Source organism: Oceanobacillus sp. CAU 1775, assembly GCF_054482815.1.
Map to the genome: position 1 here is coordinate 31,559 of NZ_JBTLRO010000006.1, position 18,926 is coordinate 50,484.

Annotated in this window: 19 protein-coding genes and 3 riboswitches; of the genes, 18 read left to right on the forward strand and 1 reads right to left on the reverse strand. The window is 35.9% G+C overall.

What is annotated here, in order from left to right; translation table 11 throughout:
• Positions 1 to 210: 210 nt before the first annotated feature.
• The 15 genes from ACXYMZ_RS11405 to ACXYMZ_RS11475 all read left to right on the forward strand — a co-directional run bounded on the left by ACXYMZ_RS11405 (position 211) and on the right by ACXYMZ_RS11475 (position 14,281).
• Complete coding sequence (locus ACXYMZ_RS11405) at positions 211 to 1,185, forward strand: c-type cytochrome (RefSeq protein ID WP_458948526.1); 975 nt, start codon at positions 211 to 213, stop codon at positions 1,183 to 1,185.
• A gap of 108 nt (positions 1,186 to 1,293) precedes the next feature.
• On the forward strand, positions 1,294 to 1,875 hold the full coding sequence (locus tag ACXYMZ_RS11410) for a class D sortase (RefSeq protein ID WP_458948527.1): 582 nt from the start codon (positions 1,294 to 1,296) through the stop codon (positions 1,873 to 1,875).
• 172 nt (positions 1,876 to 2,047) lie between these two features.
• Complete coding sequence (locus tag ACXYMZ_RS11415) at positions 2,048 to 2,689, forward strand: hypothetical protein (RefSeq protein ID WP_458948528.1); 642 nt, start codon at positions 2,048 to 2,050, stop codon at positions 2,687 to 2,689.
• Between the two features lie 5 nt (positions 2,690 to 2,694).
• Positions 2,695 to 3,453, forward strand: a complete 759-nt coding sequence (locus ACXYMZ_RS11420) for a cytochrome c biogenesis CcdA family protein (protein WP_458948529.1) — start codon at positions 2,695 to 2,697, stop codon at positions 3,451 to 3,453.
• A gap of 18 nt (positions 3,454 to 3,471) precedes the next feature.
• A complete protein-coding gene (locus ACXYMZ_RS11425; RefSeq protein WP_458948530.1) occupies positions 3,472 to 4,059 on the forward strand; it encodes a peroxiredoxin family protein in 588 nt (195 codons plus the stop codon).
• A gap of 29 nt (positions 4,060 to 4,088) precedes the next feature.
• Entirely contained in the window at positions 4,089 to 4,685 is a 597-nt protein-coding gene (locus ACXYMZ_RS11430) for a redoxin domain-containing protein (RefSeq protein ID WP_458948531.1), read from the forward strand.
• A gap of 36 nt (positions 4,686 to 4,721) precedes the next feature.
• Positions 4,722 to 5,402: a response regulator transcription factor gene (locus ACXYMZ_RS11435; RefSeq protein WP_458948532.1), complete on the forward strand. Its 681-nt coding sequence runs from the start codon at positions 4,722 to 4,724 to the stop codon at positions 5,400 to 5,402.
• 51 nt (positions 5,403 to 5,453) lie between these two features.
• On the forward strand, positions 5,454 to 6,206 hold the full coding sequence (locus tag ACXYMZ_RS11440) for a sensor histidine kinase (protein ID WP_458948533.1): 753 nt from the start codon (positions 5,454 to 5,456) through the stop codon (positions 6,204 to 6,206).
• Positions 6,207 to 6,360: 154 nt separating this feature from the next.
• Positions 6,361 to 7,314 (forward strand): zinc-binding dehydrogenase, encoded by a 954-nt coding sequence (locus tag ACXYMZ_RS11445; RefSeq protein WP_458948534.1) that lies wholly within the window; start codon positions 6,361 to 6,363, stop codon positions 7,312 to 7,314.
• A 160-nt stretch (positions 7,315 to 7,474) separates the two neighbouring features.
• Positions 7,475 to 7,666, forward strand: a riboswitch (cobalamin riboswitch).
• A gap of 125 nt (positions 7,667 to 7,791) precedes the next feature.
• A complete protein-coding gene (locus ACXYMZ_RS11450) occupies positions 7,792 to 10,026 on the forward strand; it encodes a ribonucleoside-diphosphate reductase subunit alpha (RefSeq protein WP_458948535.1) in 2,235 nt (744 codons plus the stop codon).
• Positions 10,011 to 10,457, forward strand: a complete 447-nt coding sequence (locus tag ACXYMZ_RS11455) for a flavodoxin (protein ID WP_458948536.1) — start codon at positions 10,011 to 10,013, stop codon at positions 10,455 to 10,457. The genes ACXYMZ_RS11450 and ACXYMZ_RS11455 overlap by 16 nt, the downstream gene beginning before the upstream one ends.
• A complete protein-coding gene (locus tag ACXYMZ_RS11460) occupies positions 10,438 to 11,481 on the forward strand; it encodes a ribonucleotide-diphosphate reductase subunit beta (RefSeq protein ID WP_458948537.1) in 1,044 nt (347 codons plus the stop codon). Before ACXYMZ_RS11455 ends, ACXYMZ_RS11460 begins: the two co-directional genes overlap by 20 nt.
• 31 nt (positions 11,482 to 11,512) lie before the next feature.
• Positions 11,513 to 11,986 (forward strand): acyl-CoA thioesterase, encoded by a 474-nt coding sequence (locus tag ACXYMZ_RS11465; RefSeq protein WP_458948538.1) that lies wholly within the window; start codon positions 11,513 to 11,515, stop codon positions 11,984 to 11,986.
• A gap of 122 nt (positions 11,987 to 12,108) precedes the next feature.
• Positions 12,109 to 13,608, forward strand: coding sequence for a carboxypeptidase M32 (locus tag ACXYMZ_RS11470; protein WP_458948539.1), 1,500 nt, complete (start codon positions 12,109 to 12,111; stop codon positions 13,606 to 13,608).
• 169 nt (positions 13,609 to 13,777) lie between these two features.
• A complete protein-coding gene (locus ACXYMZ_RS11475; RefSeq protein WP_458948540.1) occupies positions 13,778 to 14,281 on the forward strand; it encodes a DUF3231 family protein in 504 nt (167 codons plus the stop codon).
• Between the two features lie 128 nt (positions 14,282 to 14,409).
• Here ACXYMZ_RS11475 and ACXYMZ_RS11480 read toward each other — a convergent pair whose 3' ends face one another.
• Positions 14,410 to 14,856, reverse strand: coding sequence for an OsmC family protein (locus ACXYMZ_RS11480; protein ID WP_458948541.1), 447 nt, complete (start codon positions 14,854 to 14,856; stop codon positions 14,410 to 14,412).
• Between the two features lie 111 nt (positions 14,857 to 14,967).
• Positions 14,968 to 15,075: riboswitch (SAM riboswitch) on the reverse strand.
• Positions 15,076 to 15,255: 180 nt separating this feature from the next.
• Positions 15,256 to 15,300: riboswitch (PreQ1 riboswitch) on the forward strand.
• A gap of 7 nt (positions 15,301 to 15,307) precedes the next feature.
• Between ACXYMZ_RS11480 and ACXYMZ_RS11485 the strand changes: the two genes are divergently transcribed.
• The 3 genes from ACXYMZ_RS11485 to ACXYMZ_RS11495 all read left to right on the forward strand — a co-directional run bounded on the left by ACXYMZ_RS11485 (position 15,308) and on the right by ACXYMZ_RS11495 (position 18,904).
• Complete coding sequence (locus ACXYMZ_RS11485; RefSeq protein ID WP_458948542.1) at positions 15,308 to 15,811, forward strand: QueT transporter family protein; 504 nt, start codon at positions 15,308 to 15,310, stop codon at positions 15,809 to 15,811.
• Between the two features lie 194 nt (positions 15,812 to 16,005).
• Complete coding sequence (locus ACXYMZ_RS11490) at positions 16,006 to 16,698, forward strand: response regulator transcription factor (protein ID WP_458948543.1); 693 nt, start codon at positions 16,006 to 16,008, stop codon at positions 16,696 to 16,698.
• Positions 16,676 to 18,904 (forward strand): sensor histidine kinase, encoded by a 2,229-nt coding sequence (locus tag ACXYMZ_RS11495; RefSeq protein ID WP_458948544.1) that lies wholly within the window; start codon positions 16,676 to 16,678, stop codon positions 18,902 to 18,904. The genes ACXYMZ_RS11490 and ACXYMZ_RS11495 overlap by 23 nt, the downstream gene beginning before the upstream one ends.
• Positions 18,905 to 18,926 lie beyond the last annotated feature (22 nt).

Genomic DNA, 18,926 nt, shown 5'->3' on the forward strand with positions numbered 1-18,926 from the left:
TTCTAAGATGCTTAAGATTACTAACCGCGTTCAAAGATTAGCCATAACTAGCTGTTTAGTAGGGTCAATAATCCTTATTTTCATCAAACTTTCACAATCAAAGATTACAATAGAAGTGGAGAATGTATAGATAAATATAAAATTTATTAAAGTAAAAATTGTTTTTTGGGGTGAAGTCTGTTTCTAAACTTACTAAGAGGAGGAAAAGACATGCAAGAGCAAAAATCGAAAAAGACATTTATTGCAGTAATTGTCGGCGTGTGGATTGTGACGGTAATTGGATTAGGGATGTTAGCGTACACACCTGAACAAGAACAAACACAAAGTTCTAATGAAACGGCATCATCCGAAACGGGGGAAGAAAATTCTAATGAAGGGGAATTAGAATTTAATCCGCCATCGCTAGATGATTTAGATCCTGAAGATCCAATGACAGAGTATATTCTGTATGGTGATGAATTATTTAGTGAATCTAACACTGTAATGTCTGAACATGTTGGTAACGAACTGTCTTGTGCGAGTTGCCATGCAAATGGTGGAATGGCACAGTCAAACTCAATGGTTGGGGTTGTTCCAAACTTTCCAGAGTTTAACAAAAGGGCAGGTACAGTATTTACAATTGAAGATCGTATAAATGGTTGTATGATTCGAAGCATGAACGGCGAAAAACTAGAAGAAGATAGTAGAGAAATGCGCTCTATGGTAGCTTTTCTAACATATATTTCAGAAGGAATTGAAATAGGGGAAGAAGTTCCTTGGCGTGTTCCGAGTAATATGCCGGAAATTCCAGAGCCAGATTTTGTAAATGGTGAGGAACTCTATGAACAATTAAACTGTATGACATGTCATGCTACTGATGGTTCAGGTACTGGAGCGAATACTGGTCCAGCTTTATGGGGAGATAACTCCTTTAATGACGGCGCTGGTATGGCACGTTTATCTAAAGCAGCAGGGTACATTCAAGATAATATGCCTCCTGGTGGAGAAGGCACCTTATCAGATCAAGAAGCAGCTGACTTAGCTGCATATATGTTAGCACAATATCGACCGGAGTTTGATGGACATGCGAATGATTGGCCAAACGGTCGTCCAACAGATATCTTTGATAGAGAACGTGTAGAAAGTATTAAAAATGGTACATTTGAATGGTCAGAAATAGATAATGTAATACCAAGAGTAGAATAATAACAAGTAAAAAGCTCTCTATAAAGATAATAATAGAGGGCTTTTTATTAAATATTTTTTTAAAAAATTAAGCACAAGTGGATTAAAAAAGAATGGGAGATTACAATAATGCTCAGACTACTTTCTTGGCTACTCATTGTTGCAGGTATCCTTACTTTATCATTTGCTGGGTATCAATTATGGGAATCCTCTCATAAAGAAAAAGAAAGATTATCAGAAGCTCAAGCAATGTTATCAGATGATAATCATGGTATAAAAGAAGTTCCAAAAGAAAAAGTCGTGGATATAAAATATGAGAAGGGCGAAACAATTGGATTGCTCTATATTCCTAAATTAGATCGAGAAATCGCTATCGTCGAAGGTACAGATGAAGACGAGCTTGCACAAGGGGTAGGGCATTACCATGATACAGGACTTCCTGGTCAGGATCGGCAAATTTTACTATCGGGCCACCGTGATACTGTTTTTAGGAACTTTGATCAATTAGAAGATGGCGACGAATTTCATGTAAAAATGGAATATGGAACATATATTTATAAAATTAGAGATTATGAAATTGTAGCAGCAGATAACACAACAGTAATCGATCCATCAAGAGAAGATGAGTATCTAACCGTTTCTACTTGTTATCCTTTTCATATGTTAGGAAGTGCTCCTGATCGTTATGTATTGTATGCATATCCAGAATGATAACCAACTATAAATTTAATAGTAGTTGGTACAAAATTCAATTTATCGATTACATACCTATTTGGGTATATTGTGGTAACAGATAATAACATAAGTTTATTAGGCTTTTTCATTAAACTTTCATAATCGAACGGTATAATTATATTAAGTGATAAACGTGGAGGAACAAGAAATGGTAATAGCAAGTAAAGCAGGGACAATTGGAGTTATTATAATTAGTTTAGGGCTGGCATTCCTACTATTTTATTTCTTTAGTGATTTTAGCAAGGAAGAGAAGAAAAAATACACAGATGAATTGATTTCACAGTTAGTCAATTTTATTTTATTTATGTGGGCCGCAAAAATCCTATTAAATCTCCCCTTATTCATTCAAGATCCACTTGCTGTGTTAGCATACCCAAGTGATTCAAATGCTTTTTATCTTGCAGTTTTATTTACTACAATGATTATTATTTATAAAAAACTACGGAAAAATTTGAATTTGTTATTATTTGCAGAAGCTTTTACATACGTATTTCTTTTGGCTGTCTTTTTCCATGAGTTCTTGCAATTTATTCTAAATGAAAATGCTTTTTCACTTGGATATCTTATTTTATTCTTGATTCTACTTTTAGTTTTATACTTTCTGCAAGGGCGAATAAAGACGAGAAATTTACTTCTTATCCTTTTAATTGGTTTAACGATTGGCCTCCTTGTTCTAAATATAATTTATCCTTATGTTGCGTTATTTGGTTTTTTGATTGAACAATGGTTTATAATCGTGTTTTTTGTAGCAAGTTTAGCGTGTCTCTTTATTTTTGAAAGGAATGATTAATCTTAATGGGCATTATTGAAGCAGATACAATGTTGTTTGTCGGTCTTATATTAGCGCTTGGAGCTGGAGCAATGTCATTTCTTTCCCCTTGCGTACTGCCAATTTTTCCGGCATATATGTCTTATATTACTGGTATTAGCGTCAAGGATTTACAGGGAGATCATAATACAAAAATCCGTAAAAAGTTATTAAGTCATTCGCTGTTCTTTTTGTTGGGAGTGTCTTTAGTATTCATCAGTTTAGGAGCGAGTGCGTCGTTCTTTGGACAATGGGCACAGAGTTTACTAATTGGTGATACTGGGCTACTTATCCAAAGAATTGCTGGAATCTTTATTGTTTTCATGGGATTATTTGTTGCGGGTTGGATAACAGTTCCTGCGTTAATGAAGGAAAAACGTCTTCGTCATGCGAGGAAACCTGTTGGGTTTTTAGGAACTTTCTTTGTAGGACTAGGTTTTGCAGCAGGTTGGACACCTTGTATTGGACCTATTTTCGGTTCGATTTTATTCCTAGCAGCTTCTAATCCAGGACAAGGCATACTTTACACTGTGTTTTACGTCATCGGTTTTGCGCTACCTTTCATAATTTTAACCTTTTTCCTTGGTTCGACAAAATGGATTGTCAGACGTAGCGGAATCATTATGAAGGTTGGTGGGGCTCTAATGGTGATAATGGGGCTGGTTTTATTCTTTGGTTTAATGCCTCGTATTTCAGCATTTTTGTTGGATTTAATCCAAGATACATGGATGTCGCGGCTTGGTTAATTATAGGAGGGTTTGACAATGAAAAAGGTAATACCTATTGTTTTAATCTTAGGGATGTTTGGTTGGGTGTTAGTTGACTTCATTGGAACATCAACAGAAGAGACGGATGAAGATAATTTGATGTCGGGTGGAAGTATTTCTTCTCCACCACTTGATGATGCAGGTAAATTGACGGAATCAGATGAAGTTGGTCTGGGAAGAGGCGAGTTTGCTCCTGATTTTGAGGTAGTTACTTTAGATGGTGAACAAGCAAAATTATCGGACTATCAGGGCTCAAAGGTTATGCTTAATTTCTGGGCAACTTGGTGTCCACCATGTAGAGCTGAAATGCCTGACATGCAAAAACTGTATGAAAAGGAAGATGTCGTTATACTGGCAATGAACATGACTTCTACAGAAAGCAGTGTAGAAGGAGTTCAGGATTTCGTTGATGAATTCGAGTTAACCTTTCCTATTCTTTTAGATGAAGCAGATATTACATCGACTTACCGTGTTGCAGCATATCCTACCACTTATATGATTGATTCGAACGGAAGAACTCAATTCATTACGCTTGGCGCTATGAACTATGATCAAATGTATCAGCAATTAGGCAGAATGGATTAAGTCACTTAAAAACTATGGGAGGTTTTTATATGAAAAAACTTTTAATTGCGGTCATATTATTTGGAATGGTTGGTTGGGCGGTTTATGAATATGCCATAAGTTCAAATGATTTGGAAAATGTTCAGGCGAACGAAGAAGTAAGCGATGAAAATATTGCAGGTGGAAATGTAGAAGAAAGTAATCAAGATGAAACAGAAGCGGTAATTGGTTTGGAAGTTGGAAATCTTGCACCAGATTTTCAATTGGCTACATTAAATGGAGAAGAAGCAGCGTTATCAGATTACAGTGGGAAGAAAGTGATGATAAACTTCTGGGCTACTTGGTGTCCGCCATGTCGTGCGGAAATGCCGGATATGGAGAAGTTTTATAATGATACAGAAGTTGAGATTTTGGCAATTAACCTAACAGAAACAGAAGCTCACCCAGGTCAAGTGCAGCAATTTGCTGATGAATACGATTTAACTTTTCCAATCTTATTAGATGAAATAATCGAGGTAGCAAAGGTTTATGCAATTCAGCCTGTCCCAACTTCTTATATGGTAGATACAGAAGGTATTATTCAATATAAAACATTCGGTCCGCTAACATATGATCAAATGGTTCACGTATTTGACAATATTAATTAGTTCTTAATAGTGTACAATTAAGAAGAGGTGATGGGGATGAAGCAGACAATTTTAGTTGTAGAAGATGATAAATTGATTCGAGAGCTTGTTACCCTTTATTTAACAAAAGCAGGTTACGATGTGGTGGAAGCTTCTGACGGTGAAGAAGCTAAAGAAGTTTTTTTAGAAAAACATCCATGTATGGTTATTCTTGATTTAATGCTTCCTAAATTATCAGGAGAAGAATTTTGTGTCTGGATTAGAGAGCAAGAGCGAAACGAAGTGTCTATTATCATGCTGTCAGCAAAGGCGCGTACAGAAGATAAAATAAATGGATTAAAACTTGGTGCAGACGATTACCTTGTAAAGCCATTTCATCCAGAAGAATTGATTGCTCATGTGGAGGCGGTGTTACGTAGAACTGGTCAGTACTGTCAGAAAATCGTACACGATGGTCTGTGTATTAAACCAAGAAAAGGCGAAGTATTGCTTTATAATGAGACAATCAAGCTTACAAAACATGAATTTAATCTGTTATATACATTTATGGAAAATCCCAATGTCGTTATTTCTAGAGAAAGCTTAATTGATAATCTGTATCCCTTTGCAGATAAATTAGTATCGTCGCGCACAATTGATGCTCATATCAAAAAACTCCGTAAAAAAATTGAAATTAAATCAGCATCCCCAGAACGTATTGTTACTGTAAGAGGAATGGGTTATAAGTTTGTCACATAGTAAATAGAAGATAATTTTGTAGGAAACACTTTTATTAGAAGGGTGAAAAATATGAAATATACTCGGCTTTCTGATGATAATCAAATAGATAAGGAAAAGGAAGAGTCAACAAAACATTTCCCTAATTTGGAAGAACAAAGGAAGAGAACGATTGCTGATTTGTCACATGAGTTTCGGACGCCCTTAACTAATTTAAATGGTTATTTACGAGCACTACAAAATGGGATAATTGAAGGTAACGAAAAGCTATACCATGCACTTTATGAAGAATCTTCAAAGTTAATTCGAATCGTTGAACAGCTAGAGATGCTAGAACAGTCTTCTAATTGGGGAACTCAGTCAAAACAAGAAAAAGAAATGGTTGATAGTAAGGAATTCATTGAGAAATCCGTTGAAATCTTTCGGTGGTCGTTGATAGAGAAGGGAATTGAATTAAAGATTGACGTTGATTCAAGTCCGGTTTTAATTGATCCAACAAGTATTTCGCAGGTAATAAATAATTTAGTTGATAATGCGATTCGTTATTACGATGGAGTCGAGCCAATTTCAATCACTGGGAGCTGCAGTGAAAAGATGTTTAAGGTTTCTATTCGTGGACCTGGGATTCCAATCACTGGAGTCGATCGAGAAAAAATATTTGAAAGACTTTATCAGGGTAACGCTTCAAAATTACGTAAATTAGGTGGTTCTGGTTTGGGACTAGCTATTTCCAAAGAGATAATTGAGGAGCATCAAGGAGAGATTGGTTTGGATTCTGATGGACAACTGCATACCTTTTGGTTTACTGTATCATTAGAAAATTAGTATCCAGATATGAATTACGTGTTATGGGATTTTATAGAAACTCAAAATGATTGATGAGAGGCGAAGGATAGTACTTCGTTTTTTTTAATCTTATCTTTTGGATAATTTAGTTACGTGTCGTATAATAGAGGTAGACATTTAAGGAGGTATCATGATGAAAGGTTGGCAATTCGTAGATACAAACAAACCATTAGAATTAGTAGAAAAAGAAGATCCAAAGGCAGAAGCAGGCAAGGTTGTCATTGATATGAAGGTGGCAGGATTATGTCACTCAGATGTTGGTGTACTTAGAGATGAAGGTTGGAAAGCATTACTTGGTGAACTGCCTGTCATTATGGGACATGAGGTTGCAGGTGTCATAAGTGAAGTTGGCGAAGGCGTAACAGACTATAAAGTTGGAGATAAAGTAGCTGTATGTCCTACTGGGCCAAGCGGAACTGCTCCAGGTTATGCATATGATGGAGGTTTTGGTACAAAAGTTTTAGCACCAGCTAGTGACTTAGTTCTGATTCCTGAAGGTGTTTCCTTTGCTCAAGCAGCTGCAGGCACGGACGCTGGAATGACATCATACCACGCTGCATTTACTAAAGGTGGAATTAAAAAAGGTATGACCGTTGGTATGATCGGTATTGGCGGTTTAGGTCAAATTGCTTTAGAAGCAGCTATTGCAGTTGGAGCTAAAGTTTACGCAGTAGATTTGAATCCAAAGGCGCGTGAATTAGCAAAAGAACTAGGTGCAGCAGGTGTTTACGAAGATGTAAAAGATATTGCACAATTTGAACCAGAAGTTATTATTGATTATGCTGGTTTTGGTGTAACTACTAGAGATGCTGTAGAAGCTGTAGGTTTCCAAGGGAAAGTTGTCCTAGTTGGTATGGGTAAACTAGAAACTACTCTTAATGTTACTTCTATGATTACAAAACAAGTAACCGTTGTTGGAAGTAATGGCGGTACGAAAAAAGACATTGAAGAAATCTATGAATTATTTGCTAGCGGGAAAGTAAGTCCAAAGATTACTGAAATTACTTTTGATGAGATTCCAGAAGGTATTCAAATGCTAGAAGATAATAAAGTTACTGGACGACTAGTAGCGAATATGGAAAAATAAACACGGCAACTCAAGCCTAAGAAACAAGGAAGCATCTTTGTTTCTTAGGCTTTTTGATATTTATAGATTACTGTGGATTTTAATTATACTTGTATTCATTTTTTATATATGCTAGTCTGTATACAATATATTGTAAGGTTTATTCGATATACAACTATATATAGTATTTTGGAGTTAAGGTGACATTTATTTGTCTTAAAAGGGAATCCAGTGAAACGCTGGAACTGCCCCCGCAACTGTAAGTGTGTAGAGTTAGAAATCCACTGTATGATTTGCTTCACGGCGATGATATGGGAAGGATTCTAATGAAGTCAGCACAAGTCAGGAGACCTGCCATAACTCTAAAGTTTCATTTCTCCGGGGTGAGAGATTATGAAGCGATAGAAAGTTACATAGGGTATTTCTGTCGTTTTATAGTCGTTCAGCCTACTAAAGGGGAACGGCTTTTTTGTTTGAAAAAATGAGGAGGGGTACCAGATGATAACGATTGAAATTAACAAGCAAGGTGAATTTTTACAGAGTATCGAGAAAGCAATAAAGGGGTTAAACGTTGAAACAACCACCTATAAAGAAAAAGCTTTAAAAACAATTCAATCAGAAACAGAAAATGCAAAAATAACAGACATTTTAATTAAGAATGCACTTGAGAATATTGATGAAGCAAGTCCAGATTGGAAGTTTGTTGCGGCGAGGCTTTATTTACAAGAGCTTTATCATAAAGCAGCTAAGAATCGCGGATATCAAACATCTGATCGATATGGTTCTCTGTCTAAGTTAATCGATAATTTAACAGAAAAAGGGATTTATTCACTTACACTAAGCTCGAAGTATACGAAAGAAGAGCTGGATTATTTCGAAAAAGTGATAGATCCAAAGAGAGATTTATTATTTGATTACTTGGCTCTGTATACGCTAGCAACACGATATCTCGCAACCGATCACGCGAAAAATATATATGAATTACCCCAAGAACGTTGGATGGTCATTGCTATGTATCTGATGCAAGATGAACCGATAGAAAAACGTAAGGAACTTGTAAAAGAAGCATATTGGGCATTAAGTAATTTATACATGACAGTAGCTACTCCAACTTTAAACAATGCAGGTAAAACGCATGGGCAATTGTCAAGTTGCTTTATAGACACCGTAGAGGATAGCTTACAAGGGATTTATGATAGTAATACAGATATAGCCAATTTGTCTAAAAATGGTGGAGGAATTGGCGTTTATATGGGAAAAGTTAGGGCTAGAGGAAGTTCAATCAAGGGATTTAAAGGGATGTCTAGTGGGGTAGTGCCCTGGATTAAGCAATTAAATAATACAGCAGTAAGTGTCGATCAGCTTGGAACAAGAAAAGGTGCGATTGCAGTATATCTAGATGTTTGGCATCAGGATATTGAGGCCTTTCTTGACTTAAAACTTAATAATGGTGACGAGCGGATGCGAGCACATGATATTTTTCCTGGTGTAACTCTTCCAGATTTATTTATGGAGACGGTCGAAAATCGAGGCGATTGGTATTTATTTGATCCTCATGAAGTGAAACAAGTGATGGGCTTTTCATTAGAAGACTTTTATGATGAAGAAAAAGGTAGTGGATCCTTTAGAGAGAAATATCAAGCATGTGTGCAAAATGAAACTTTGAGTAAGAAAAAAGTTCAAGCAATTGATATTATGAAACGAATCATGCGTTCTCAGTTAGAGTCTGGAACTCCATTTATGTTTTACCGAGATGAGGTGAATCGTCAGAACGTAAATTCACATACAGGAATTATTTATTGTTCAAACTTGTGTACAGAAATTACTCAAAATCAATCTCCAACACAGTTAATTGAGGAGTACGTAGAAGGCGAAGATATGATTGTTAAGAAATATAAATCAGGAGATTTTGTTGTTTGTAATCTTAGTTCGATTAATTTGGGAAGGGCTGTAATCGACGAAGTATTAGAGCGTTTAATTACCATTCAAGTTCGTATGCTTGATAATGTTATTGATATTAATAACCTGCCAGTCAAGCAAGCAACAATCACAAACCAAAAGTATCGTGCGATTGGTCTTGGAACATTTGGCTGGCATCATTTACTAGCACGTAAAAATATTGAATGGGAAATAGATGAAGCAGTCGACTATGCAGATGAATTATATGAGCAGATTGCTTATTATACGATCAAAATAAGTGCAGCCTTAGCAAAAGAAAAAGGAAGTTATCCTTATTTTGTAGGAAGTAAGTGGAGTACGGGCGAATATTTTGATCAAAAAGGCTATCTCGACGAAAAGTGGAATATGTTAAGGAATGATATAAAGCACCATGGGATTAGAAACAGTTACCTTATGGCTGTCGCACCTAATTCGTCTACCTCGATGATTGCAGGGTCGACTGCGAGTATAGATCCAGTATTTAAACCCTTTTATAGTGAGGAGAAAAAAGATTTCCGTATTCCTGTAACGGCACCAGATCTAGATCATAATACTTATCATATTTATCGACGATCTGCATATATTGTCGATCAGCGTTGGTCAGTCTGGCAAAATGCTGCTAGACAAAAGCATATTGATCAAAGTATTTCATTCAATTTTTATGTGCCAAATACGATACGTGCTTCCATTTTGCTTGATCTCCATCTACAAGCATGGCATGAAGGCTTAAAGACGACTTATTATGTGCGTTCTACTTCAAATGATGTCGAGGAATGTGAGTGGTGTCAAAGTTGAAAGCAATAATTCCTTATTTATCTTATAGCGGAAATACAAAAGAGGTAGCGGAGCTAATTGCCACTGAGTTAACAAAGTATAATTTTTCTGTGGATATGTATCGGATTGGAATTAGCCCTACCTTCAAACCAGAGGATTATGACTATATTTTCTTAGGGACTTTCACTTGGGATTATGGAGAAGTACCAGAAGAAATAAAGGAATTAATTTTAGAAATTGGATACAGGCCGAATAATATTGCGATTTTTGGTACAGGAGACACTCAGTTTGGAGGAGATGATACATACTGTGCAGCGGTAGACAAGTTGACAAGGTTTTATGATAGTAAATGGCCAGGGCTAAAAATTGAACAATCGCCACGGGGAAGTCAGGAGAGAAAAGTTAAAGCATGGGTGGAAGGAGTATTACAACATGACAAAGTCTTTGCTTGAAAAAGCGAAAACGCTAGAGCCATTACATCCGAATAAATCAACAGGCTTATTTGGCGGAAAATCTAGTGGTATTTTAAATTGGAATGATATTGCTTATCCACATTGGTATAAAATGTATAAGCGATTATTAGGGAATTATTGGCAAGCAGATGAAGTGAATATGTCTAGTGATGTCAAACAGTTTCCTGATTTAACGGATGCAGAACAAGAAGCATATTTAAAGATTATTGGCTTGTTATCTACTTTAGACGCGCCTCAAACAAGAACCGCGTTACTTATTTCTTTATATGCTACAGATGCTTCCGTTCAGTCAATTATGGCGGTTATTGCTCAACAAGAGGCGGTTCATAATGAGAGTTATTCTTACGTACTCTCATCTGTTGTATCTCTTGCTGAACAGAATGAAGCCTTTCAACATGGAAGGATAGACCCAGTACTTTTAAAACGTAACGAACAGATTATGAACCAATACAATGCATTCGTCGAGGCGCCGACGATTGATAACATTTTGAAGACATTAGTCTACACATCCTTACTAGAGGGAATGTTTTTCTACTCGGGATTTGCGTTCTTTTATAATTTAGCTAGACAGAATAAAATGGTCGGAACTTCAACAATGATTAGTTATATAAACCGTGATGAACTTGAGCATGGTCGTTTTATCGCTGAATTATTCCGTGCAACGTTAGATGAAAATCCTGATCATAACACGAAAGAGCTTACGGAATGGGTTTATACACATTTTCAAAATTCTGTGGAACTGGAAACGGAATGGTCACATTATGTGCTCAAAGAAGTTGAAGGAATTGATTTAGGCGAGATGGCAGGCTATATCAAATATCGAGCAAATAAGATGCTACGTATGATGGGCCTTAGTGAGTTATATCCAGAAAATATCGAGAACCCGATGAAATGGATTCGCGCATATGTCGACAACTTTGATGGAACAAAAACAGATTTCTTTGAACAAAAATCAAGGCAATACACGAAAACAAGTGATTTAAATGGTTTTGATGATTTATAATCAATGATTAGGAAAAGAGGAAATATCTTATATGGAAGAAAAAGTATCTTCAAGTGTATCTCGAACAACACAGACAAAATTGGTTTTACCTCCCGATACGAATCATATGGGAACAATATTTGGAGGAACTGTTTTAGCATATATCGATGAAATTGCAGCTATTACAGCTATGAAGCATAGTAGACATATCGTAGTCACCGCCTCAATTGATACAGTTAATTTCTTATCATCTGCTATTGTAGGTGACATACTGATTCTAGAAGGTGTCGTCATTTCCACGGGACGAACTTCGATGGAGGTATATGTGAAAGTAAAATGTCAAAATACAAAATCTGGAGAAGAAAAACTTACGACAACAGCAATAATAACAATGGTCGCTGTGGATAGCGAAGGGAAGCCTACTGTAATACCTAAAGTTATCCCCGAAACAGAAGAAGAAAAAGTATTCTATTCAACTGCCTCTGAGAGGAGAGAAAGACGTTTGATGAATCGAATGCATGCGTAACGGAAAAATGAAAAAATGGGATGGTTCTCTTTTGAAAAAGAAGCTGTCCCATTTTTCATTGTAATCGCATGACTTTTACCTATTATGTTAGAATAACTTATGTAACAAGGAGGCGAAATGAAATGGAAACAATTAAAAAGTTTGAAGCATTACTGAAAAAAATGAATGCATATAATGAAGCAACCTCAATTATGTACTGGGATATGCGTACGGGAGCGCCTAAAAAAGGAATATCTACGCGATCAGAAGCTTTAGGAGTATTATCTACTGAAGTATTTAATATGAGTGTTTCAGATGAAATGAAAACTTATTTGGATGAACTCCAAAAGAATAAAGAAGAATTAACACCTCTATTAAAGAAAACGGTGGAAGAGGTGCAAAAGAATTACGATTTGAGTAAAAAGATTCCGGCAGATGAATACCAGGAGTTTGTCATTCTATGCTCTGAATCAGAATCCATATGGGAAGAAGCAAAGGAAAAAGAAGATTTCCAAATGTTTTTACCCTATCTTGAAAAAGTTGTTGCGATGACTAAAAGATTCATTAATTATTGGGGAGAGAAAGACGGTAATGCATATAATCGTCTTCTGGACCAATACGAGCCAGGATTAACGACGGATATCATTGATGAAGTATTTGACCAATTAAAAGAAACAATCGTACCACTTGTGAAAAAAATCGGTGCACAAAATAATCAACCCGACACTTCATTTATATTTAAAGATTTTCCAATAGAAAAGCAAAATGCATTTAACTATAAAATTTTGAATCAGTTAGGGTTTGATTTTGAAGCAGGACGATTAGATGAAACCGTACATCCATTTGCGATGGGTATCAATACAGGTGATGTGAGGGTTACGACAAGTTATAAAGAAAATGACTTTCGTTCAGGGATATTTGGTACGATTCATGAATGTGGACATGCTTTATATGAACAAAATTTTGATAAAAAATTAGAAGGCTATCCAGTTGCAGATGGAACTTCAATGGGTATTCATGAGTCACAATCTTTGTTTTACGAGCATTTTATCGGCCATCACGAAGGTTTTTGGAAATATAATTATGAGAGTTTACAAGAACATTCACCGGAACAATTTGGCGATGTTTCCCTAGAAGAATTCTTACGCGCAGTTAATATTGCACAACCTTCACTTATTCGAATTGAAGCGGATGAGCTAACTTACCCACTTCATATTATGATTCGTTATGAAATTGAAAAGGAATTATTTAATGGGGATCTAGAGGTGAAAGATTTACCACAGGTTTGGAATGATAAGTATGAAGAATACCTAGGTATCCGCCCAGAAAACGATGGGGAAGGGATATTGCAAGACGTTCATTGGTCTAGTGGCTTGTTCGGGTATTTTCCATCCTATGCATTAGGATATATGTACGCTGCCCAATTAAAAAATGCAATGCTAAAGGACTTGCCAGATTTCGATTCTCTATGTGAAAAAGGAGATTTTGAGCCGATTTTACAATGGCTAACAAAACATGTCCATCAATACGGAAAAATGAAAGAACCACTAGAAATTATCCAAGACACAACAGGCGAAAGACTTAACGCCAAACACCTAGCAACATACCTAGAAGAAAAATACACAAAACTTTATAACCTATAAGATGAATCATGGGGACGGTTCTCGTGTTGCAATCATTGCAACACGAGAACCGTCCCCATGTTGCATTATATTGCGCAAAGCATGTATATAAACGAGCAAATGTAGAACAATATGTTATATGAGGTAATGAAAGGTGTCACAATTCATGAAATTAATTAGGAGGATTAAGATGGGTGTATTAAGTGGAAATCCAACAGATGAGCCGATGCATTATGGTGAAGTTTTTAGTACATGGTCATTTATATTAGTAGCTAAAGGAGCAATCGCAGGTTATCAAACACATTTAAACCACACTGGCGATGATGATTTAAAGAGATTACTTGAAGAAGCAATTCAAGGCGCACAAGAAGAAGTTAAAAAGGTTGAAGAATTATTAAAAGCAAATGGAATAGGGCTACCACCAGCACCACCAGAGCGTCCGAATGCTAACTTAGATGATATTCCAGTTGGTGCACGTTTTGCAGATCCAGAAATCTCAGCGATACTTTCAGGAAATATTGCTGCGGGACTCGTTGCTTGTAGTACAATCATGGGGCAATCCATTCGAGAAGATATCGCCATGATGTTTGGCCAGTTCCATATGCAAAAAGCACAATTAGGAGCGAAAGCACTAAAATTAAACAAAGCAAAAGGCTGGTTAATTCCACCACCATTGCATACTAAAAGTAGTTAATGAATATCTAAAATATAGTTGGCGGTTCTCCTATAAAATAGAGAATCGTCTCTTTATTTTTATAAAGCTATAGAAAGGTTTCAATTGCACTTAATAAAAATGCAATTGAAACCAATATTTATTAATAATTAAGCCTTTTGATTAATACGATAAGATGATGAAAAACCTACAGCATTTTCAATCGTATCTCCTACTGGACAGTGGTTCTCTAAAAACTCCAGGAACTCAACGACTTTTTCTTCTGGCGCATCTGTTTCAATGGAATAAGTGGAACGGATATTTGAAAACCCTGGTCGAACGTCTGCCTTGCCTAAAAATCCATCTGTATCTAAATCGCCCTCTAATTCAACTTTAAAGTCATTTAAATTAATTCCAAACTTTTCAGCATAAGTGCGTGCGACTATGGACTGGCATGCGCCAAGTGCAGACAATAGTAATTCAACAGGATTCATTGCTGTGTCAGTTCCACCAAGTGATGCGGGTTCATCAACAATTACTCGATGTTGTCTTGCTGTAGTTTCTACAAGGACCCTTTCTTTTAAATGTGCATTTGCTTTAATTACTTGTGTTGCCATCATTATCTCTCCTCAAATTTTTATTTATTCAATTCATGACAACTCGAGGAAAAAATAAAAACCCCCTTCTCAAGAAAATGAGAAGGGAGCAGAATATACGGATACCGTCCTTTCTCATCTTTAGCATAAATATAATATGCTTCTGAAATTGGCACCTTGCTATAAATAGCGGTTGCCGAGAGTTCATCGGGTCAGTCCCTCCCTCTCTCTGGATGAGTTGTCACTAATATGAATTTTATAAACGATAACATGTATAATTTCAATTGTCAAACTCTTTTTGCAACATGGGGACGGTTCTTCTGTTGCATTGAATGCAACACGAGAACCGTCCCCATGTTGCACTCTTTTAAACTTGTGTAAACCTTTTAATCTATTATATAATGGTAAGGCTTTTTGATTATTGACGTGGTTCGTAACCATCCCACGATAAAAAACTAAGGAGAGGTTTATTATGAAGACGAGGACACTTGTTGTCAATGCGCTGATTGCTGCATTGTATATTGCTGTGTCTCTACTTGTTGTGCCGTTTGGTTTTACAAATATTCAATTCCGAATCTCGGAGATCTTCAATCACTTAATTGTGTTTGATAAACGTTACTTCTTCGGAATTGTAGCAGGGGTATTTATTTATAATTATTTATTTTCCCCGCTCGGTTGGTTTGATTTAGTATTTGGAGTTGCGCATTCAGCAATTTCACTTGGTATTATTATCTTACTAGCGAAGTACATCAAGAATATATGGATCTTACTCGTTGCAAATACGCTGGTGTTTACATTCAATATGTTTATCATTGCGTTTGAACTGAATCTTGCTTTAGGATTACCATTCCTACTCACATGGTTCACAACAGCAGTTGGTGAGTTTGCAGTTCTAGCAGTAGGTATCCCATTGATTTATGCATTAAATAAACGATTGAATTTTAATCAATTAATGGATAAAAATATATATTCTTAAAAAATGAAGCAATTCTTTTTAGGGTGCAAGACGCATAACAGCGTTTTGCACTCTTTTTTGTCGTGACTCTTATTGAACTATATAATAGAGACATTCATAAATCTTAAGAAAATCTTCAGAAATTTACTAACTTAAGTTTAAGATTTACAGGCTATGATTGTTTTAGATAAGAAGTACGGAAAGAAGGGGAAGCATTGGCTAATTATAATGTATTAGTTGTAGATGATGAAAAAGAAATTCGCGATGCTATTGAAATTTATCTGAAGAATGAGGGAGTAACAGTTATCAAGGCAAAAGATGGAATCGAGGCATTAGAAATTTTACATAAACAGGAGATACACCTCATCATTTTAGATGTGATGATGCCGAGATTAGACGGTATTTCTGCCACACATAAAATACGTGAACAAAAGAATATCCCAATCATTATTTTAAGTGCAAAAACAGAGGACACGGATAAGATTCTAGGATTACAAGTTGGGGCCGATGATTATATTACAAAGCCATTCAATCCAATGGAACTTGTCGCTCGAGTAAAATCGCAGTTAAGAAGGTATGTCACGCTCGGTACATTTGAAGGTGCCACTAAAGTTATTGATTTAAATGGACTTACACTAGATGTGGCCTCGAAAGAAGTAACAGCGCATGGGGAAGTGGTGAAGCTCACGCCAATCGAATACAAAATTGTAGAGCTGCTTATGACTCATGCCGGTCGTGTTTTTTCTATTGATGATATTTATGAAAAAGTGTGGAACGAGCCAAATTACAATGCGGAAAACACGGTAGCAGTTCACATCCGTAAAATCCGTGAGAAAATTGAAATCGATTCAAAAAATCCAAGATACTTAAAGGTGGTGTGGGGCATTGGGTACAAAATGGAAAAGTAGCTTAACGACTCTACTAATTACTTCGTTACTCTTTACTATTGGGATCACAGGCATATTTTTACTCGTTGATCATGGTTACTATTACGGGCAAAAAAGTTACTTCCACACACCAGAATTCGAATATGGTGAGGTCGATCAATTTACCGGACTCTTTGATACATTTGAGGTAAATGACTTATCACTTGAGGAAGCAAAGGAAGGGCTAACCGTTTCAAGAGATGAAATTGAAGAGCACCGCTATCGCTTTGGTGATTTATCCGAACAAATTGAGAGTATCAACTTTCAATACGAAGAAATGATTGAGGACGCATTGAGCAATGAACGACAAACTCTCGCTGATTCTTATATAGAAGATAGAGATTCAAAGATTGCAGATATTACGAAGAACTTTGAGAGCGAGGAACATATTGAAGCGAAAGTTTTACAAGAAAAAGAAAAAGCTCTTGAAGAATATTATAAAAATAAAGAGAATCATCGTGCTCAGTATGAACAATTAAAAGAGAGCTTTCAATATTATTTTAAGGACACAGTGACAGGAGAAGTTTTCACTAATATGACGAGTGAAGATGCCCAGGTAAATGATATTAATAGCAGCAACATGCTCTATTTTAAGCAGATATCTTTTATGAACTGGAATTATATTCCTTATGAAAGTTCGGGAATGGAATACAGCTTTGAAGTTATGAGCAACGGAGATAGAGAATTTGAAGGGAGAATTGGGGTCCCAACTACCTTAGCTAGTTCACATCCTTATATGCAACTTTATGAAGAATATAAAGTAGAGCGAGTAATCTTTTGGAGCCTTGTAGCTCTTACTATAATTACTTTAATTTTATCGGTACTTATTTTTAAAAAAGCCAAGAAAATGCGAATAGAGATCAAGCACTGGAGCATTTATTATAATAAACTTCCAATTGATATCAGGTTTTTATTATTAGGTGTAACCTTAATTTTTACTTTCATATCATTTTTGATTCTAATAAATCAAGTTTACTATATAACTACTGCCTTTATTCCATCTATCGTAATAGGCGTTTTAATAGCTACCTTGGGATTAGCACTTTCATACATTCAAAGTATTTACCTATTATCAACAATCAAAGATTGGAAAGTTCTTGAAAAAGAATGGAAACTAAGTTTATCTTATAGAGGATTTCTAGTTACCAAGAAATCTACGATTAAGTTGATTGAAAGATTAAAACTAGCTTTCCTTGGCCAGTCAATTGGCATACAAATCCTACTGTTATTTGGATTAGTATTCGCGCTAGGATTAGCGAGTATTTTAGCTATCATGCATCCACTATTTATCTTGATTTACATTCTGATTCTAGGAATAATAGGGATTCCAACTGCACTTATGATTATTAATAAAATTGGTGATTTTAATCAAATTGTAGAAAACACAAATGAATTGGCAGCTGGAAACCTACGTCCGGATCTTCATGTGAAGGGTGATAATGTTCTCGCAAAACTTGCCCAAAATATAAATGAGCTAAAGCAAGGGGTAAAACAATCCCAATCAGAACAGGCTAAAAGTGAAAGATTAAAAACAGAGTTAATTACAAATGTAAGTCATGATTTACGGACGCCACTTACTTCTGTTATCACGTATACAGAACTCTTGAAAAATCAAAATGATCTAGGCGACGAAAGTGCTGCTTATTTGGAAATAATTGATCGGAAATCCAAACGATTAAAGGTGTTAATTGATGATTTATTTGAAATCTCTAAGATGACGAGTGGGAATATTGAATTGCAAAAGGCTAGGGTAGATCTTGTCCAATTGCTTCAGCAATCTTTAGGTGAATACGATGATATGATCACTGCATCCGGTTTGCAATTCAGAGTTACATTCGATGATCCACCAATTGAAACAGTTGTAGATGGACAAAAACTATGGCGAGTATTTGATAATTTAATCGAAAATATATTGAAATATTCATTAGAGCAAACACGCGTGTATATTAATCTTTCTGTGAGTGGAGACAAAGCAATATTCTCATTTAAAAACGTATCGAAATATGAATTAAATGAAAATACAAATGAATTATCGGAACGTTTTAAACGCGGAGATACTTCCCGACAAACAGATGGTAGCGGGCTAGGCTTAGCCATCGCGCAATCAATCGTTGAACTTCATCACGGAAGTATGACTATAGAAACAGATGGAGATTTATTCAAAGTTACCATTGAATTGCCACTGTAGTTGTTATGAAAAGGATGTTGAA

What these genes read in the sequence shown, in the direction of transcription:
- ACXYMZ_RS11465 (WP_458948538.1), top strand. Translation starts at nt 11,513, where the DNA reads ATGGAAGAAAAAGTATCTTCAAGTGTATCTCGAACAACACAGACAAAA.
- ACXYMZ_RS11485 (WP_458948542.1), top strand. Translation starts at nt 15,308, where the DNA reads ATGAAGACGAGGACACTTGTTGTCAATGCGCTGATTGCTGCATTGTAT.
- ACXYMZ_RS11440 (WP_458948533.1), top strand. Translation starts at nt 5,454, where the DNA reads ATGAAATATACTCGGCTTTCTGATGATAATCAAATAGATAAGGAAAAG.
- ACXYMZ_RS11425 (WP_458948530.1), top strand. Translation starts at nt 3,472, where the DNA reads ATGAAAAAGGTAATACCTATTGTTTTAATCTTAGGGATGTTTGGTTGG.
- ACXYMZ_RS11445 (WP_458948534.1), top strand. Translation starts at nt 6,361, where the DNA reads ATGAAAGGTTGGCAATTCGTAGATACAAACAAACCATTAGAATTAGTA.
- ACXYMZ_RS11480 (WP_458948541.1), bottom strand. Translation starts at nt 14,856, where the DNA reads ATGGCAACACAAGTAATTAAAGCAAATGCACATTTAAAAGAAAGGGTC.
- ACXYMZ_RS11410 (WP_458948527.1), top strand. Translation starts at nt 1,294, where the DNA reads ATGCTCAGACTACTTTCTTGGCTACTCATTGTTGCAGGTATCCTTACT.
- ACXYMZ_RS11460 (WP_458948537.1), top strand. Translation starts at nt 10,438, where the DNA reads ATGACAAAGTCTTTGCTTGAAAAAGCGAAAACGCTAGAGCCATTACAT.
- ACXYMZ_RS11450 (WP_458948535.1), top strand. Translation starts at nt 7,792, where the DNA reads ATGATAACGATTGAAATTAACAAGCAAGGTGAATTTTTACAGAGTATC.
- ACXYMZ_RS11420 (WP_458948529.1), top strand. Translation starts at nt 2,695, where the DNA reads ATGGGCATTATTGAAGCAGATACAATGTTGTTTGTCGGTCTTATATTA.
- ACXYMZ_RS11475 (WP_458948540.1), top strand. Translation starts at nt 13,778, where the DNA reads ATGGGTGTATTAAGTGGAAATCCAACAGATGAGCCGATGCATTATGGT.
- ACXYMZ_RS11470 (WP_458948539.1), top strand. Translation starts at nt 12,109, where the DNA reads ATGGAAACAATTAAAAAGTTTGAAGCATTACTGAAAAAAATGAATGCA.
- ACXYMZ_RS11430 (WP_458948531.1), top strand. Translation starts at nt 4,089, where the DNA reads ATGAAAAAACTTTTAATTGCGGTCATATTATTTGGAATGGTTGGTTGG.
- ACXYMZ_RS11435 (WP_458948532.1), top strand. Translation starts at nt 4,722, where the DNA reads ATGAAGCAGACAATTTTAGTTGTAGAAGATGATAAATTGATTCGAGAG.
- ACXYMZ_RS11415 (WP_458948528.1), top strand. Translation starts at nt 2,048, where the DNA reads ATGGTAATAGCAAGTAAAGCAGGGACAATTGGAGTTATTATAATTAGT.
- ACXYMZ_RS11405 (WP_458948526.1), top strand. Translation starts at nt 211, where the DNA reads ATGCAAGAGCAAAAATCGAAAAAGACATTTATTGCAGTAATTGTCGGC.